The 15997-nt window shown below is 71.4% G+C and carries 13 protein-coding genes; 5 read left to right on the forward strand and 8 right to left on the reverse strand.

What is annotated here, in order from left to right; translation table 11 throughout:
- Positions 1–98 precede the first annotated feature (98 nt).
- The gene (locus tag LRA89_RS01930; RefSeq protein WP_055758270.1) at positions 99–431 is read left to right on the forward strand and encodes a hypothetical protein; all 333 of its coding nucleotides are present in this window, start codon (positions 99–101) and stop codon (positions 429–431) included.
- Here the strand turns inward: LRA89_RS01930 and LRA89_RS01935 are convergent.
- Both LRA89_RS01935 and LRA89_RS01940 read right to left on the reverse strand, forming a co-directional pair.
- The gene (locus LRA89_RS01935; protein ID WP_230635962.1) at positions 428–1336 is read right to left on the reverse strand and encodes an ROK family protein; all 909 of its coding nucleotides are present in this window, start codon (positions 1334–1336) and stop codon (positions 428–430) included. The genes LRA89_RS01930 and LRA89_RS01935 overlap by 4 nt on opposite strands.
- Positions 1321–3171: a M61 family metallopeptidase gene (locus tag LRA89_RS01940; RefSeq protein ID WP_230635964.1), complete on the reverse strand. Its 1851-nt coding sequence runs from the start codon at positions 3169–3171 to the stop codon at positions 1321–1323. The genes LRA89_RS01935 and LRA89_RS01940 overlap by 16 nt, the downstream gene beginning before the upstream one ends.
- 132 nt (positions 3172–3303) lie before the next feature.
- On the opposite strand from LRA89_RS01940, the gene LRA89_RS01945 reads away from it, so the two are divergent.
- Genes LRA89_RS01945 through LRA89_RS01960 form a run of 4 tightly spaced genes read left to right on the forward strand, consistent with a single transcriptional unit; the run spans position 3304 to position 8687 of the window.
- The gene (locus LRA89_RS01945; protein WP_230635966.1) at positions 3304–5067 is read left to right on the forward strand and encodes a type I secretion system permease/ATPase; all 1764 of its coding nucleotides are present in this window, start codon (positions 3304–3306) and stop codon (positions 5065–5067) included.
- Positions 5067–6443 (forward strand): HlyD family type I secretion periplasmic adaptor subunit, encoded by a 1377-nt coding sequence (locus LRA89_RS01950; protein WP_230635968.1) that lies wholly within the window; start codon positions 5067–5069, stop codon positions 6441–6443. Before LRA89_RS01945 ends, LRA89_RS01950 begins: the two co-directional genes overlap by 1 nt.
- Positions 6433–7983, forward strand: a complete 1551-nt coding sequence (locus LRA89_RS01955; RefSeq protein WP_230635970.1) for a TolC family outer membrane protein — start codon at positions 6433–6435, stop codon at positions 7981–7983. The genes LRA89_RS01950 and LRA89_RS01955 overlap by 11 nt, the downstream gene beginning before the upstream one ends.
- 47 nt (positions 7984–8030) lie before the next feature.
- Entirely contained in the window at positions 8031–8687 is a 657-nt protein-coding gene (locus LRA89_RS01960; protein ID WP_230635972.1) for an HPP family protein, read from the forward strand.
- Here LRA89_RS01960 and pelF read toward each other — a convergent pair.
- The 6 genes from pelF to LRA89_RS01990 are packed head-to-tail and all read right to left on the reverse strand — an operon-like array spanning position 8684 to position 15995.
- A complete protein-coding gene (gene pelF / locus LRA89_RS01965; protein WP_230635974.1) occupies positions 8684–10165 on the reverse strand; it encodes a GT4 family glycosyltransferase PelF in 1482 nt (493 codons plus the stop codon). The genes LRA89_RS01960 and pelF overlap by 4 nt on opposite strands.
- Positions 10162–11001, reverse strand: a complete 840-nt coding sequence (locus tag LRA89_RS01970; protein ID WP_230635976.1) for a hypothetical protein — start codon at positions 10999–11001, stop codon at positions 10162–10164. Before LRA89_RS01970 ends, pelF begins: the two co-directional genes overlap by 4 nt.
- The gene (locus LRA89_RS01975; protein ID WP_230635978.1) at positions 10998–11939 is read right to left on the reverse strand and encodes a hypothetical protein; all 942 of its coding nucleotides are present in this window, start codon (positions 11937–11939) and stop codon (positions 10998–11000) included. The genes LRA89_RS01970 and LRA89_RS01975 overlap by 4 nt, the downstream gene beginning before the upstream one ends.
- Positions 11936–13411 (reverse strand): hypothetical protein, encoded by a 1476-nt coding sequence (locus LRA89_RS01980; RefSeq protein WP_230635980.1) that lies wholly within the window; start codon positions 13409–13411, stop codon positions 11936–11938. The genes LRA89_RS01975 and LRA89_RS01980 overlap by 4 nt, the downstream gene beginning before the upstream one ends.
- A complete protein-coding gene (locus tag LRA89_RS01985) occupies positions 13408–15135 on the reverse strand; it encodes a hypothetical protein (RefSeq protein WP_230635982.1) in 1728 nt (575 codons plus the stop codon). The genes LRA89_RS01980 and LRA89_RS01985 overlap by 4 nt, the downstream gene beginning before the upstream one ends.
- Complete coding sequence (locus tag LRA89_RS01990) at positions 15132–15995, reverse strand: endo alpha-1,4 polygalactosaminidase (RefSeq protein ID WP_230768868.1); 864 nt, start codon at positions 15993–15995, stop codon at positions 15132–15134. Before LRA89_RS01990 ends, LRA89_RS01985 begins: the two co-directional genes overlap by 4 nt.
- Positions 15996–15997 lie beyond the last annotated feature (2 nt).

Genomic DNA, 15997 nt, shown 5'->3' on the forward strand with positions numbered 1-15997 from the left:
CCCGCGCCGCGACAATTCGACACAGTTTTCATGTGGTTGCGACAAATCGCTGCGACAAGGGTTTCCTATCTTCGCTTCACAGCAAGAGGAGGAACCCCATGAAAAAAATCGCACTTCTGATCGCCGGTCTCGGCATCGCCACCACCGCGCTCCCCGCCGCCGCGCAGGGCTGGCAGTCGGTCAACCAGCGTCAGGCGCAGATCGAGCGCCGGATCGACCAGGGCATCCGCAGCGGCGCGCTCAGCCGGCGCGAGGCGGTGAACCTGCGCGGAGAATTCCGCCAGATCGCACAGCTCGAACAGCGCTATCGCCGCTCGAACGGCCTGTCGCAGATGGAGCGCCGCGATCTCGACCGCCGCTTCGACGTGCTGTCGCGCAAGGTGCGGATCGACCGCAACGATCGCAACAACCGTCCGGGCTATCGGCGCTAAGCCACCATCCCCGCCGCATAGGCACCGATGATCCCCGCATCGGTGCCGAGCGCGCCCGGCACGACGATCGGCGTCGTCGCCGGGCGCAGCATATTGGCCCGCACCGCCGTATCGAGCCGGGCGATCAGCGCCGGCGCACGCGACAGGCCGCCGCCGACCGGCACGATCGTCGCGGCGATCGTGTTGAGCAGCATCGCCAGCGGACCGCCGAGCAGCGCCGCCCAAGCGTCGACCGTCGCCAGCGCGGCCCCGTCGCCGGCATCGGCCCCGGCGGTGATCGCAAGGCTGGTAGCGTCGATCCCGTGGAGGAAGCGGTGCAGCCGCTCGATTCCGCGCGCGCCGCCGATGGTGTCGAGGCATCCCGCCAACCCGCAGCCACAAGGGAACACCGGCACCATGCCCGGATGGCCCGGCACCGGATGCAGCACCGCGCCATGGCCCCATTCGCCGCCGATCCCGCCGCCGCCCGACACGATCCGCCCGTCCTCAACCAGCCCGCCGCCGACGCCGGTGCCGAGGATGATGCCGAACACGCGGGCGTGTCCCTGCGCGACGCCGGCGGTCGCTTCGGCCAGCACGAACGCATCGGCATCGTTGATCGCGCGCACCGCGACGCCCAGTGCCGCCGACAGGTCGCGCGCCAGCGGCCGGCCGTGGATCGCGGGTACGTTCGCGGCGGTGATCGTACCGTCCGCCGGATCGACCAGCCCGGCGGTGGCGATCGCGACATCGGCGCAAGGATGCGCGGCCAGTCCTTGCGCGAACGCCGCTACGAACCCCGGCCAGTCGCGCGGGGTCGGCACCGACCAGCGGTGGCGGATCGCAGCGCCTGTCCCCACCACCGCCAGATCGATCGACGTGCCGCCGATGTCGGCGCAGAGCCGCGTGGCTATTGTCCCAGCCATGCGGTGCGGAATGCGCGCTGCGCCGGGGTAAGCGTCTGGCCGATCGTCTCGCCGCGCACGATCTCCAGCGTCGGATCGGCGGCTGGGGTGAGCGTCGCGGTGATCTCCTGCCCGCCGCGCCGGCGATAGCGGATCGGCACGGCGACACCGGGGCGCAGCGTCGCCAGCGCGGTGGTCCATCCGGCGACGTCGCCGATCGTCGTCGTGCCGAGCGCCACGATGGTATCGCCACGATCGACTCCTGCGGCATAGAGCGGCGTGTCGGGCGCGGGCGACTGGGCCAGCGTCACCCCGCCGTTCTCGGCGGTGGCGGCGCTCCGCCCGATCCAGCCCGGCGTGCCCGATACGGGACGCAGCACCAGCCCGGCCTGCGCCAGCAGCGGCGCGAAGTCGGGCAGCGCGCTCCCCCGGATCGTCTGGGCGAAGAACCGGTCGGCGAACGCCGTGTTGCCGGTCAGCGTGGCGAGCGCCACCCGCAGATCGTCGGGGCGATACGGCCGTTCGGGCGCGCCGTGCGTCCGCCACAACAGCCGCATGTAATCGTCGAGCGACTTGCCCGGAAACCGCTGGCGCAGTTCGAGATCGAGCGCGAGGCCGATGACCGCGCCATAGGGGTAGTAGGACACGAAGATCGTCGGATCGACCGGATCGATCGCGCGCGCCGAATCGACGAACGGCGCGCGCAGGCTCATCTCCTGCGGCGAGGCGTTGATCCGCGCGGGCAGCCGCGCCGGGCTGGTGACGATGCCGCTCAGCGTCGGCCCCAACTGGTCGAGATAGTCGTCGACGCTCATCACCCCCGCGCGGCGGATCGCCAGCGGCCCGTAATATTGGGTGAACCCCTCCGCCAGCCACAGCGACGGCGTCGGGTTCGCACGGGTGAAATCGAACGGTTCGAGTTCGGCGGGGCGGATACGCTCGACGTTCCAGCTATGGAAGAATTCATGGCTCAGCGTGCCGATCTGTTCGTCGTCCGCCGCCGCCAGCGAGCGCACGTCGGTGATGATCGTCGAGTTGCGATGCTCCATCCCGTCGCCGGTGGCCCACGGCAGATAATCGGCGATGAAGGTATAGGTGCCGAAGTCATAGGGCGCGGGCGCACCGAAAGTGGCGATGTGGGCGCGCACGACCCGTTTCGCCTTTTCGGTATAGCGGTCCATGTCCGCCGGGCTGCCCAGATGATGGAGCGCCAGGCGGTAGGTCTGCCCGCCCTCGCGCCATTCGCGCACCATATGGTCGGACAGCTCGGTCGGGCTGTCCATCAGATATTGGAGGTTGGGCGCCCAGAAGGTGTCGCTACGCCCCGCGACCGGGGGCAGTTGCGTCGCGACCCTCCATTTGGGGTCGGGCGCGGCGAAGCGCACGCGGACCGGCTGCGCATCATAGCCGCTCGCCCACATCAGCGTCGCGGGCATGTTGAGATGCGCGTGGGTCGGGTCGATCTGCGCATAGGTGCCGTCGCCATGATCGGCATAGAGGGTGTAGGTGACGGTAACGGTGCCGTCATGGCCCGCGACGCTCCAGCCATAGGGGTCGTTGCGGGTCAGCGGCAGCGGCCGGCCGGCCCCGTCGACCGCACGCACGTCCGACACGTTCTTGGCGAATTCGTGGATCGCGTAGCGGCCGGGCGACGATCGCGCCATCTGCACGCGCAACGGCCCGGCGGGGACATTGGTCCAGGTCGCGGTGATCCGCGCGCGGTGGTGCGCGGCATCGGGAAAGGCGACCTCGTAACGCACGCGGGCGGCATCGCCCGGATCGCGCGCGATGGATTGCGCGGCGGCGGGCAGGGCGATGCTGCTGGCCAGCAGCAGGGCAAGGATCGAACGGCGCATGACAGGTGAACTCCCCCGGACGGACCGCCCGCTTCTATCGTCCGCGTCATGGCCTCGACAAGCCGGCGTGTGGGATGGCGGCGTTCATCGTTTGCAAGCCAGCTCTTAACCTTTTTGCGCCACGGTGCGCCCATGTCCCGCCCGGTTCCGCTGTCCGCGTCCGCTTCCTCCGGCAATCTGCTGCACGACACCGTGCGGCGGTGCCGTCGTCACCTGTGGGCGGCGGCGCTGTTCTCGGGGTTGGTCAATATCCTCTATCTCGTGCCGTCGATCTTCATGCTCCAAGTCTATGACCGGGTCGTGCCGACGCGCGGCGAGACGACGCTCCTGCTGCTGACGCTGATCCTCGCGGTATCGCTGGTCGTGTTCGCGGTGCTGGACGCGGTGCGGATGCGGCTGCTGCTGCGCGCATCAATGCGGTTAGAGCGGCGCGCGGCACCCGGCATCCTGCTGCGCATCATGGGCAGCGACGTGGGGACGGGCAGCCAGCGGATGCAGGCGCTGCGCGATTTCGACACGCTGCGCGGCACGATGACCGGGCCGATCATGGTCGCGCTGTTCGACGCGCCATGGGCGCCGATCTATATCCTGATCTCGTTCCTGCTGCATCCGTGGATCGGCGTGCTGGCGCTGGCCAGCTCGATCGTCCTCGCCACGCTGGCATGGGCCAGCGACCGCGCGACTGCCACCGCGATGCGCGACGCCAATGCCCGCGCGGTGCTGGCCAATCGCGAACAGGATTTCTCGATCCACATGGCGGAGGTCGCGCGGGTGCTCGGCATGCGCAATGCGCTCGTCACCCGCCACCTGCTCGAACGCGCCGATCTGGTGCGACGGCAGGCGGGGATCGCGGCGATGCAGTCGCGTTTCCTTGGGATCACCAAGTTCCTGCGGCTGTTGCTGCAATCGCTCGCGCTGGCGCTGGGCGCGCTGCTCGCCATCCGGCAGGATATTTCGGGCGGGGCGATCTTCGCCGCCTCGCTGCTGCTCGGTCGGGCATTGCAGCCGGTCGAACAGATATTGGGCGCGCTGAAACCGCTGGCCAGCGCGCGACAGGCATGGGCGAACCTTACCGCCTTTTGCGACCTGCCCGAACCCGGCACCACCGCGACGACGCTGCCTGCCCCGGAAGGACGGATCGATGTGCGGAACCTGACCGTACAGGCACCGGGCAGCGACCGCGAAATCCTGTCCGACCTCAGCTTCTCGATTGCGCCCGGCGAGATCGTCGCGCTGGTCGGTCCCAGTGGTGCTGGCAAGTCGACGCTGCTGCGCGCGCTGGCCGGCGCGCTGTCGCCCGAAACCGGTGAGGTGCGGATTGACGGCGCGGCGCTGGCCGACTGGAACCGCGAACAACTCGGCCGGCATCTGGGCTATATGCCGCAGTCGCCGTCGCTGTTTCCGACGACGGTCCATGCCAATATCTCGCGGTTTCAGGCGGTGTTGGCCGGCGACGGTCCCGAAATCGACGAGCGCGTGGTCGCCGCCGCCACCCGCGCGGGAGCGCATCATCTGATCCTCGGGCTTCCGCAGGGCTATGGCACGATGCTGTCGATGGGCGACGGTGCCGGGCTGTCGGCGGGGCAGGGGCAGGCGGTGGCGCTGGCCCGCGCGCTGTACGGCGAACCGGCGATCCTGTTCCTCGACGAACCCAATGCGCATCTCGATAGCGAAGGGGAGGCGCGGTTGGTCCAGACGCTCGAATCGCTGCGGACGCGCGGCGCGACCGTCGTCGTCTCGACCCACCGCACCGGACTGTTGCAGGCGGTCGACAAGATCCTGTTGCTGAAGGACGGGCGTATCCAGTTGTTCGATGACCGCGACCGGGTGATCCGTGGCCCCGCCACGCCGCAAAGCGTTGCCCCGCCGCCCGCCGCCGCCGGGGGAGCGCGCTGATGGACGGCACGATCATCCCCGCCGATCGCCGGCAGGACGCGGTCCATGCCCGGATCGCGCAGGACCTCGCGCTTGACGATTCGCCGCGCCATGCCGTGCGGATCGGCATCGTCATCGCCGTGCTGTTCTTCGTCGTCGGCCTCGGCTGGGCGGCGTTCGCCCGGCTGGACGCGGCGGCGGCGGGCGAGGGGCAGATCGTCGTCGCGGGCAATCGCCAGACGGTGCAGCACCGCGACGGCGGCATCGTCCGCGCGATGAGCGTGCGCGACGGCCAGCATGTCCGTGCCGGCGACCTGCTGTTCCGCCTTGAAGGGGCCGAGGTCGCCGCGACCGAACGCGCGCTGGCGGCCAGCGTCATCGACCTGCAGGCGCAGCGCGCCCGGCTGGAGGCCGATGTGCGCGGGACCGGGATCCAGTGGCCCGCCGAGTTCGCTCGTGCGACCGGCGACGACCTGCGGCTGGTCGAACGCGCCAAGTCGCTGCAACTGGCGCAGGCCGCCGCCCGCGCCTCGGCGCTCGCCGCCAATGGCGCGGTGCTGCAACAGCAGGCGGCGGGCGTCGCGCAGCAATCGACCGGGTTCGCCGCGCAGGCGCGCGCCACCGAACGCCAGCGCCAGTCGCTCCAGCAACAGCTCGACAGCACGAAGCGGCTGGCCGATCAGGGCTATGTTTCGCGCAATACGGTGCGCGCGATCGAACGATCGATCCAGCAACTCGACGGGGCCGATGGCGACTATGCCTCGCGCGTCGCGGCGGCGCGCGAACAGATCGGCCAGGCGCGTGCCGAACAGGTGCAGACGCGCCGCCGCTATGTCGAGGATTCGGCCGGGCTGCTACGCGACACGCAGTTCCAGTTGAACGAGGCGCTGCCCAAATGGGCGGCGGCGCGCGAGCAACTGGCGCGCACCGAAATCCGCGCGCCGGTCAGCGGGCGGGTTGTCGGCCTGCGGGTGTTCTCGGTCGGCGGCGTCATCCAGGCGGGGCAGCCGATCCTCGACATCGTGCCCGATGCCGCGCCGCTCGTCATCCGCGCGACCTTCCTGCCGACCGATATTGACGGGGTGGTGCCGGGGCGTGAGGCGGAGGTGAAGTTCCTGTCGCTGCACGAACGCGACCTGCCGATCCTCCTCGGCACCGTCGCCACCGTATCGGCCGACGCGCTGCGCGACGAAGCGAGCGGCCGCAGCTATTTCAGTGCCGAAATCACCGTGCCGCGCAGCCAGATCGCCGAGATCGAGGCGGTGCGTGGGGGTGACACCGGCATCCGCCCCGGCGTGCCGGTGCAGGTGACGGTGAAACTGCGCGCCCGCACCGCGCTGCAATATATGCTCGATCCGCTCACCGAGGCATTTTCACGGTCGCTCCATGAACGGTAATCTCCGCACCCTTCCGCTCGTCGCGCTCCTCGTCCTCGCCACCCCGGCGCAGGCGCAGGACTCGCTGGTTCAGGCGATCGCCGACGCCTATCGCACCAACCCGACGCTTGATGCCCAGCGCGCCGAACTGCGCAGCCTCGACGAGACGATCGTGCAGGCGGGCGCGCCGTACCGGCCCACGGTTGGTCTGAACATGGCGCTGCAATATCGCTCAGCCGACCAGCGCAACCTGCTCGACGATTTCGTCACCAACCGCAGCCGGACGATGGCCGCGACGCTGAGCGCGCAACAGATATTGCTGAACGGCGGGCGCACCGCCGCGCAGGTCTCGGTCGCCGAGGCGCGGGTGCTGGCCGCGCGCGAACGGCTGCGGCAGGTGGAAAACGCGATCCTGTTCGAAGTCGTCGATTCCTATGTCTCGGTCCGGCGCGACAGCGATCTGGTGGCGATCCAGCGCCGCTCGCTCGACAGCTATGGCCGGCAGGTCGCGCAGGCGATCGCGCGCGAACGCGGCGGCGACCTGACCCGCACCGACATCGCGCAGGCGCGTGCGCAGGCCGAGATCATCCGCGCGCAACTGGCGCAGAGCGAGGCGAATCTTCAGGTCAGCCGCGCGCGCTTCGCCACGGTGGTCGGGCGGACGCCGGGCACGCTCGCCGAACCGCCGGTGCTGACCGGGCTGCCGCTCTCGCTCGACGCCGCCTTCGCTATCGCCCAGCGCGAAAGCCCGGCGATCGGCGAGGCGTTACTGGCCGCGCGCGCCGGCGACGCGCGGGTGGCCGCCGAACGCGCCGAACGCGCGCCGGTCGTGGCGCTGTCGGGCGGCTATGGGTACGGGACGGCGGGCAGTTTCCAGACGCGCGATCTGGGTGCGCAGGCCAGCGGCGGGGTGACGCTCACCATGCCGCTGATCGCCGGTGGGGTCATCGGATCGCGCATCCGCGCGGCGCAGGCGGATCGCGAACGGCTGGGTTTCGAGATCGAAAGCGCCCGGCGACAGGCGCTGGCACAGACGCAGGATGCGTGGAACCAGTCGATCGCCGCGACGACCGCCGCCGAATCGGGCCGGATCGCGAGCGGCGCGGCGCAGGAAGCGCTGACCGGCGTCCAGCGCGGTTTCGCCGAGGGGTTCCGCTCGAATTTCGAGGTGCTCGATTCGGAACAGCGGCTACTGAACGCGCAACTGGTGCTGACCAACGCGACCTATTCGGCCTATTCGGCGCAGGCGCGTCTCCTCGCCACGCTCGGCCGGTTGCAGGCGGCAGCGCTGGGGCAGGGGGTGCCGACCTATGACGCCACCGCCAACACCCGCGAGGCACGGCGGGCGGTGATCGGCCCGCTCGACCCGGTGCTGGCGGCGATCGACCGCGCGCAGATGCCCGGCAGCGCCTTCGTGCCCCAACCGCCGCTGCCGGCGGCGACCGACCCGGTCCTGCGTCCCGCCACCGCACCGCCGCCGCAAGGGCCGCTCGGCACCGCGCTGCCGCTGCTGCCCAATCCGGTGATCGCCGACCTCAATGACAGCGGCGTGACCGGATAGCAAAACTCGTTGCCGCTCCGGGGCTTCCCCCGCTAGGCGGCGGCCCCATGACCTTCTTCAAACCGTTGCTGCCCGGCGCGACCCTGCTCCACCGGCTGATCGCCTGTGCCGGTGCCGGGATCGGCATCGCGCTGACGATGGTGGTGTGCGCCGGGCTCCCCGCGCTCGGCTCCGATCTGCCGATCATCGTCGCGCCGCTGGGGGCTTCTGCCGTCCTGGTGTTCGCGGTGCCGGCCAGCCCGCTCGCGCAGCCATGGCCGGTGCTCGGCGGCAATATCCTCTCGACATTGGTCGGGGTGGCGGCGTTCGACCTGATCCCCAACGTCGAGGTCGCGGCCGGGGTCGCGGTCGGGGCAGCGATCGCGCTGATGTCGCTGCTGCGGTGCCTGCATCCCCCCGGCGGCGCGGCGGCGCTGACCGCCGTGATCGGCAGCGCGGGCGTGCATGACGCGGGCTATGCCTTCGCCTTCGCACCAGTCGGCATCAATTCGGTCGCGCTCGTCAGCCTCGCGATGGTCTGGCACCGCGCGACGCTGCGCAGCTATCCGCACCGCGCCATGCCTGCCCCGCTGCCGGTCACGCTCGACCCTGCCGACATCGACGCGGCGCTGGCCGACATGCACGAAAGCTTCGACATTGCCCGCGAGGATCTGGACGCGCTGCTCGCCCATGCCGAACGCCATGCGGCCGGGCGGCGGCGTTAGCGCCCGGCCAGTTCCGCATAGAGATCGCGGTACGCGCCGATGATCGTCGGGTGATCGTAATCGCGCAGCACCCGACGCCGCATCGCCTCACCCATTTCCCAGCGGACGGTCGGTTCGCCGGCGATCGCGCAGATGCCCGCCGCCGTCGCCTGCGGATTGACCAGCGGGGTGACGATCCCGCCATGCCCCGGATCATGGGCTCCGCGCCCCTCGATCATCTCGCGGCAACTGCCGACATCGGGCGCGACCACCGGAATGCCGCACGCCCCCCCTTCGAGGATGACGAGCGGCTGTGCTTCGGACAGGCTGGTCAGCACCAGCAGGTCGATGCGGTTCATCCACTCCTCGATTCTGACCCGCCCGGCAAAGGTCAGCACGTCGCCCAGCTTCAGGTCGGCGACGAGGCGCGTGCATTCGGCGGCATATTCGGGGTCCTCGTCCTCCGGCCCCAGCACCACGAAGCGCAGGTGCGGCTTGTCGGCATGCGCGATGGCGCAGGCGCGGATGAAGGTCTTGATGTCCTTGATCGGCACGACCCGGCCGAGCAGCGCGACCAGCGGGTGATCGGGATCGCGCGCATCGGCCAGATGCGCGAAGCGCCGCGCGTCGATGCCGTTGGGGATCACCCGCACCCGATCGGACGCGGCCCCCAGCCGCCGCTGCACCGCGTTGTTCTCACCGTATAGCGCGACGATCGGATCGCAGGCGTCGTAGCAGGCGGTGGCATAGCTGGTGAAGGCACGCACCCACAGGTCGCGCAGATCGCGCACGGTGCGGTCCATCTCGAGTCCCGTGTCGACCTGATCGCCGATCCATTCGGCCATCATCACTTCAATCTGGCGTTCGAGCAGATAGATGCCGTGTTCGGTGATGAACGATGGCCGTCCCGTCACCCGCGCCGCGCGCGCCGCCAGCAGCCCGGCAAAGCCGGTCGAGATGGTGTGATAGGCCCGCGCCCGGGGCAGCGGCGCGGTCAGCACCGCCAGCAATCCGCCGAGCAGCACGCGCATCGCCCAGAAATAATGGTGGAACGACGCCTTCGGCAGCAACGCTTGATAATGACGCTTCAACCGGGCGAAGGTGGCGGGATGCGCCAGAATATCGCCGGGGGTCAGCCGCCGCGTGCCCTCGTCCAGCAGGTCGATCAGCTTGCCGAGCGTCGCCGCCCCGCCCACCGCGACGAATTCGATCAGCGCGTCGGCGATTGCTGTCGCATGTGCACGCGGCAGGCCGCGCGGCATCGCGGTTTCGGGGGCGAGGCCGATCTCGACGACCTGCACGACATTGGGCGGCGGCGTGAGCTGAAAGGGCAGGGGGGCCGCCGATGGCTTGATCGCCACGATCGCGAAGCGGATGTCGGGCAGGTTGGCGATCAGGTCCTGCAACCATCCCGACACCCCGCCGACGACATAGGGGTAGGCCCCCTCGACGATCAGGCAGATGTCGACCTCGCGCCCGTCACGCATGTCGTCGCTCATGCCGCCGCGCTGTCCCGCCACCATGCGCTTGCCTGCGCCATGCGCTCGCCGCCGACCGGCCGGTCGGCGCCTGCGACCAGCGCGTCGATCGCGGCATAGTCGCCCGCCGCCCACAGCGCCTCGACCCGCACCGCGTCCGCATTGTCGTCGTCCAGCAAGGCCAGCGCATCGTCGCGCAGATGCCCGCGCTGCGAATCGGACAGCAGCACATTGGCACGGGCATGATCGGCCAGCAGCGCGATCAGCGTCGCGCGGGTTTCCCCGTTCGCCGCATCGGCCTCCAGTGCCGCGCGGCCGACCGCCAGATTCTGCACCACCCGCGCCGAGGCTGCAGCGGCCAGCGCGCGGATCGTCTGGTCGCTGTCGGTCAGCGCCAGCGCGATCAGCGGCGAGAGCGCCGGCTGGAACGATCGCACCACCGTCTCCAGCGCGCGGCGGCGCTCGGCGACATGGCCGTGGCGCATCACCGTCACCAGCGAATGGAGCGTCTCCGCCTCGGCATGGAGCACCCGCCCGTCGAGCATCCGCGCGACCGCGAGGCTTGCCCCGCGCTGCCCCGGCCGGGCGCGCGCCGCTAGTTCGGGCAGCGGCAACGGCGGACGCTCGACCCGCGGCAGATGGACGATGATCCAGCCGACCAGCAGCAACGCCGCCGGCCCGAAGATGCCGGCCATGGCGGACGCGAAATCGACCCGCCGCCCCTCGCGCAGCCACAAGGCATAGCCGACCGCGACCAGCAGCGCATGCGCCGCCAGCACCACCGCGCCGCCGCCGACCACGCCGAACGCGATGACGCCAAGGTCGATCGCCGCCGCCACCGGCAACGCCCATCTCACGCGACGCGCCCCGATGGCTGGATCATTGTCGCGGTGCCGCGCTCGCGCACGGTGATGAGCGGGGTCAGCCAGCCGCCGATCTCGGCCATCTCCGCCAGCGCATGGGCGTTGAGTGCGGCGAACGGCAGGACGTGGATCACCAGACAGCCGGCGATCCGCCCACTTTCCACCTGCGCCAGCGGAATGGCGACGATGCCGATCCCCGCCAGTGCAGGCCGGTCGGCGCGGCGGCCGACATGGATCGGCCCCTGCCGCCGCCGCGCCAGCGTCGCCAGCGCGTCGGGCAGCACCTCGGGCCGGGTCATCGCGCTGGCCCCGCGCAGCCATGCGCGCGCCTCGGTCCCGGCGAAGCGGTAGCAGGTGAAATCCTCGCTGCGCGCCGCCATTGCGATCAGCGCGGCCAATGCGGCGCGCCGCTCGGCCGGATCGCCCGATCCCAGCCGGCTGGCGGTGGCGACGACATGGCCGAGCGTGCGCGGGTCGGTCGCCACCTCGACCTGCAGCGTGCGGTTGGTGCGGGCAAGGCGGTGGAACGCTTCGGTCAGCCGCGCGACGTTGCGCCGCGCGACGCTGGCCCGCCGTTCGAGCAGATGGTAGCGCGCGGTGCGCAACATCGTCACCTCGCCCACCGCCACCGCCGCCACGAACCACAACAGCGGCGGCAGCGACAGGTGGAACAGATGGTCGAGATAATCGCGCTCCGCCGCGCCCGGCGCGGCATGGAGCAGCCACAGCGCCGAAGCGATCGCCGCCGCCGCCAATGCGGGCATCGTGCCATAGGCCAGCGCCATGACCAGCACCGGCAGCCACAGCGGATTGGGCTGCACCTTCGCGAATGCCCCGCCGGTGCCGAGCAGCCGGTCGAGCAGGATCAGCGCGCCGAAACCCACCACCAGTTCGGCGGCGATCCGGCCGATGCGTTTCCGGGTCCCGGTCATCGTCCGTTCCCCAGCCCGCGGCTGACCTGTGCGCGCGCGAACACCTGTTCGCCGGGAAAGCCCGGCCGCGCGATCGAGGTGATGCCGCCGCTCGCCTCGATCCGCCACGCGGTCGCGACCGGCAGGTTGAGGCCCAAGCTGGCATTGGGGCCGTTGCCGCCGAAGCGATCGACCGTCCAGCCGGCAAGGCCGGTCAGTTGCGCCTCGCCGAACGCACCGCTCAGCAACCCCTGCACCGTATGATTTTCGCGGTTCACCAGATCGACGATCGCGCTGCCGTCGCCGTACCGGCGCAGCCGCTGGACATATTCGCCTTCCAGCCGATAGGTGAGGCCAAACGCGATGCCGCCCCGGCGCACGATATAGTCGAGCCCGCCGGCCAGCGTCAGCGTGTCGCTCGCCCCGCCCATGCCGGCGAGGCCATAGCGATTGGCCCCGACGTCCACTTGCCCGACCAGCCCCGGTGCGATGCGATAGCCGCCACCGGCGGTGATCCGCGACAGATGCCCGCCGCCGATCGCCTGTTCGACCGTCGAATAATCGGGCTGGTGCAGCAGCAGCGCGGCGCGCCATTGTGCCTCGGCCGAGCCAGCGGTCACGCGCACGCCGCCGCCGGTCACGCCGCTGTCGATCGCGCCGGCCAGCACCGCCTGCACCCGCGTCGCGTCGCCCACCCGCGCGGTCGCCGCCAGATCGACGATCGGGTCGACGTAACTTTCGCGCCGCGTGCCCGTATCGACCCGACTGGCGACCGCGCGGACCCCGCCGCCCAGCGTCAGCGTGTCGTCGACCGCCACATCCGCGCGTGCCGCGCTCTCGACCTGCGACAGGTCGCCACCGCTGCGCAGCGTCGCGCCGACGCTGGCCGCACCAGGCGCGAACGCCTGCGCGCGGCGCGCGGTGCGATCGGTCGCGCCGATCCGCCGATACGCCTTGGCCGCGCCGCGCAGGTCGCCATCGGCGTTGCGGGCGTCGGCGACGATCCGGCCGACGCGCGGATCGTCGGGATAGGCGTGCGCCAGCGCCTCGGCAGCGCGGCGTCCCTGTCCCGGATAACCCGCCGCGACATCCGCCTCGATCGCCAGCAGCCGCATGTCGAGTTCGACCGGCTGGTCGGGCGCGTCGACGACGATGTCATCGGCATGCGCGGCAAAGACGACTGCAATCGCCGATCCGCTGGCGCTCCACGTCATGTCCCACCCGGCGGCGGGACGCAGGACGAGGCTGTCGTCGTTCCAGCGCAGGTCGCCGATCGCATTGCCTGCGGCGGCGCGAAACGCATCGATCGCGGCCTCGTCGATCGGCTGGTCGGACCGCACGACCAGTTCGCCATCCCGCGCCTCGGCGGCGATCGCGGTGCCCGGCCGCCACACCAGCCGCGCGCCGTCGCCGACGACGCGGGCGTCGCTCAGCACGGCGGGGGGCACGCGCAGCATCGGTGCCTGCGCGGCGAGAAGGGCGAGGAAAATCATTGTGCCAGCACCATTCGCGCGCGCCCCGGCTGCCCCTGCGCGATCAGCAGCCGGGCATGAAGATTGGCCAGCGTCCGGTCGGCGGGATCGGCGTCCCGCAGTGCTTCGACCATCGCCACCGCCTCGCGCCCGCGCCCCAGCCGGTCGAGCAGTTCGGCGCGGGCCCGCCCCGCCTCGGGCGTCGCGGCCAGCGCACGTTCCAGCCACGGCCGCGCCGCGCCTGCGCCGTTCGCCTTGGCCTGCGCATCGGCCATCAGCCGGATCGCGGCGACATCGTTCGGATGATCGCCCAGATGATCGCGCAACAACGCGATCGTCCGTGCGGCATCGCCACCGTTCCACGCACTCCACGCCAGATCGATCCGGTCGCGGGGGAAGGCGATTTCCGCCGCGATCCGCGCACGCGCCAGCGCCGCCGCCTGCGCCGGATCGACGCGGCGCGGGGTCGCGCCGCTCGCCGCGCGCAACTGATCGACCGACAGCGCCCGCCCGTCGAGCAGCCGCGCCAGCACTGCCCGCGCGCCCGCGCCATCGCCCGCCGCATTGGCCAGCGTCAGCCGGGTCAGCAACGTCTCGTTCCTGTCGGCCAGCGGATGGCGGCCAAGGAACGCCAGCGCCTCGGCCGGGCGGTCGCGCTCGGCATAGGCGCTCAGCCATTGCCGCTGTTCGTCGGCGTCGCCGCTCAGCGTGCGCTGCCGCAACCACGCCAGATCGCGGGCATCGGGCCTTGGTCCCAGCAAATACAGCAACCGCCTGGCCGCCGCGCGATCGGTCCCGCCGGTCGCCGACGCGCGCATCAGCAGCGCGGTCGCATCGTCGCGCGCGCCCAGCGCCAGCAGCCGTTCGGCGAGCATCGGCAGATCGGCTCCGCTCGCCCCGGCACGCGCCATCACCTGCGCGCGCAACCCCGCCTTGTCGCCGGCTTGGGCGAGGATCGCCTCGCGCGCCGCCTCGACCTGCGCGGACGGCAGCATCCCCGCCGCCGCCAGCGCGCCCGCCCGGTCGCCGCGCGCCTGCGCCACCCGGATCGCGGTCCACGGGTCCTTCGCGCGCCAGTCGCTGCCGACCCGGTCGAGCACCGCGATCAGGTCGTAGCGTTTCCGCTGCTCCAGCCGCTGGACGAGGTCGAGCGTCAGCGCCGCATCGGGCCGGGGAATCGCCCCGGCCTGCGCCGCGCGCACCAGCAGGTCGGGCCGGTCGAGGCCGTACGCCGCCGCGACGATCGCCGGGGCGGGCACCTCGCCGCGTCCCTCGACCGTCCGCGCCAGCAGCGCCGCCGCCTCGTCCTTCCGCCCGGTCTTCGCCAGCAGGTCCATCCTCAGCGGCCAGCTCGCCGCGCTCGCCCCGTCGGGCCGCGCCGCCAGATAGGCGAGCGCCACAGCCCCGCGCCCGGCGGCGGCAAGGTCATAGGCGACCTGCAGCGTCGTCACCTTCTCGCCCGCGTCGATCAGCCGCTGGGTCAGCGCCGCCAGCGTCGCGGCATCGGCGGTCGCGATCTGCGCGGCGATCGCCGGCAGCGGCGGCGGACGGTCGAGCGGGATCACCGGCGTGGGCCGCGCCGGCGGCGGCACCGCGACCGACACGACGATCGGCGGCCTTGCGCGCCGTTCGACATGCAGCACCTCCAGCGGTCCGGGCAGCAGCAGCGCGGCGGCGGCAAGGATCGCCAGCCCCGCGACCACCGGCACGCCGATCGCCAGCCACCGGTCGGGTGCCGCCCTCATCTACCCGGCTCCGGCCACAACCGGTCGAGCGCCAGCGTCGAGACATAGGGGAGGAACCCTGCCGCCCGCTCGCGGGCATAGAGCGCGGCGACGGCGCTCGGATCGGCGGGGTCCCAGTAATCGAGCGTATGCAGCGCCAGCCGGGGATTGATCGCGGCGGCACGCCGGAGCCGGTCGGCCTGCCACTGCCAGTCGCTCTCCGACAGGGTTTCATACGCCTTGGTCGTGAAGTTCCACCGCGTCGCCATCGCCTCGCCCAGCACATGGTCGATGCTCGGCGCGACCGAATCGAGCAGGGCATAGCCCCGGTTCAGCATGATGCGAATCGCGGGAAACCGCACGCGCACGGCGGCGATCAGCGCGGCCCCTGCCTGCACTATGGCCTTGTTCCTGATCGGGTCCTGCCGTTCCATTGCCTCGGCGTTATCCATCGTATCGATGAAGATTCCGTCATAACCCTTGGCCAATATCGCCGGCACGATCGTATCGATCACCGCGTTCGTCCACGCCGGATGGCGCAGGTCGACGAAGCGCGCGTCGGGCCAGTGCGGGTTGGGCTTGCCGAGTGCGCCGGCCTTGTCCAGCGCGGCGAAATAGGGGCGCTGCCGCTCGACCTCGCCGAAGCTGACATAGCCGAGCAGCTTCGACCCCGGCCCGCGCAGCGGCGCGATCGGCCGGGCGTGATGCGGCTCCAGGACGAGCAGGCCATAGCCCTGCGCCACGGCGGGCACGCTCGCCGCGCCGTAATCGACCGCCCAGCGCAGCGTCGCGGGCGGGCTGCCCTCGGCCCGGCGACGCAGCGCCACGGTCAGCGCCATAGCGCCCGCGCCCAGCGTCATCAGCCGCCGCCGTCCGATCATCG

This window comes from Sphingomonas sp. Leaf4 (genome assembly GCF_920939515.1).
Taxonomy (GTDB): Bacteria; Pseudomonadota; Alphaproteobacteria; order Sphingomonadales; family Sphingomonadaceae; genus Sphingomonas.

Coding starts and splice junctions, on each gene's coding strand:
- LRA89_RS01935 (WP_230635962.1), bottom strand. CDS start 1,336: ATGGCTGGGACAATAGCCACGCGGCTCTGCGCCGACATCGGCGGCACG.
- pelF (WP_230635974.1), bottom strand. CDS start 10,165: ATGAGCGACGACATGCGTGACGGGCGCGAGGTCGACATCTGCCTGATC.
- LRA89_RS01985 (WP_230635982.1), bottom strand. CDS start 15,135: ATGAGGGCGGCACCCGACCGGTGGCTGGCGATCGGCGTGCCGGTGGTC.
- LRA89_RS01950 (WP_230635968.1), top strand. CDS start 5,067: ATGGACGGCACGATCATCCCCGCCGATCGCCGGCAGGACGCGGTCCAT.
- LRA89_RS01940 (WP_230635964.1), bottom strand. CDS start 3,171: ATGCGCCGTTCGATCCTTGCCCTGCTGCTGGCCAGCAGCATCGCCCTG.
- LRA89_RS01955 (WP_230635970.1), top strand. CDS start 6,433: ATGAACGGTAATCTCCGCACCCTTCCGCTCGTCGCGCTCCTCGTCCTC.
- LRA89_RS01980 (WP_230635980.1), bottom strand. CDS start 13,411: ATGATTTTCCTCGCCCTTCTCGCCGCGCAGGCACCGATGCTGCGCGTG.
- LRA89_RS01960 (WP_230635972.1), top strand. CDS start 8,031: ATGACCTTCTTCAAACCGTTGCTGCCCGGCGCGACCCTGCTCCACCGG.
- LRA89_RS01975 (WP_230635978.1), bottom strand. CDS start 11,939: ATGACCGGGACCCGGAAACGCATCGGCCGGATCGCCGCCGAACTGGTG.
- LRA89_RS01930 (WP_055758270.1), top strand. CDS start 99: ATGAAAAAAATCGCACTTCTGATCGCCGGTCTCGGCATCGCCACCACC.
- LRA89_RS01990 (WP_230768868.1), bottom strand. CDS start 15,995: ATGATCGGACGGCGGCGGCTGATGACGCTGGGCGCGGGCGCTATGGCG.
- LRA89_RS01945 (WP_230635966.1), top strand. CDS start 3,304: ATGTCCCGCCCGGTTCCGCTGTCCGCGTCCGCTTCCTCCGGCAATCTG.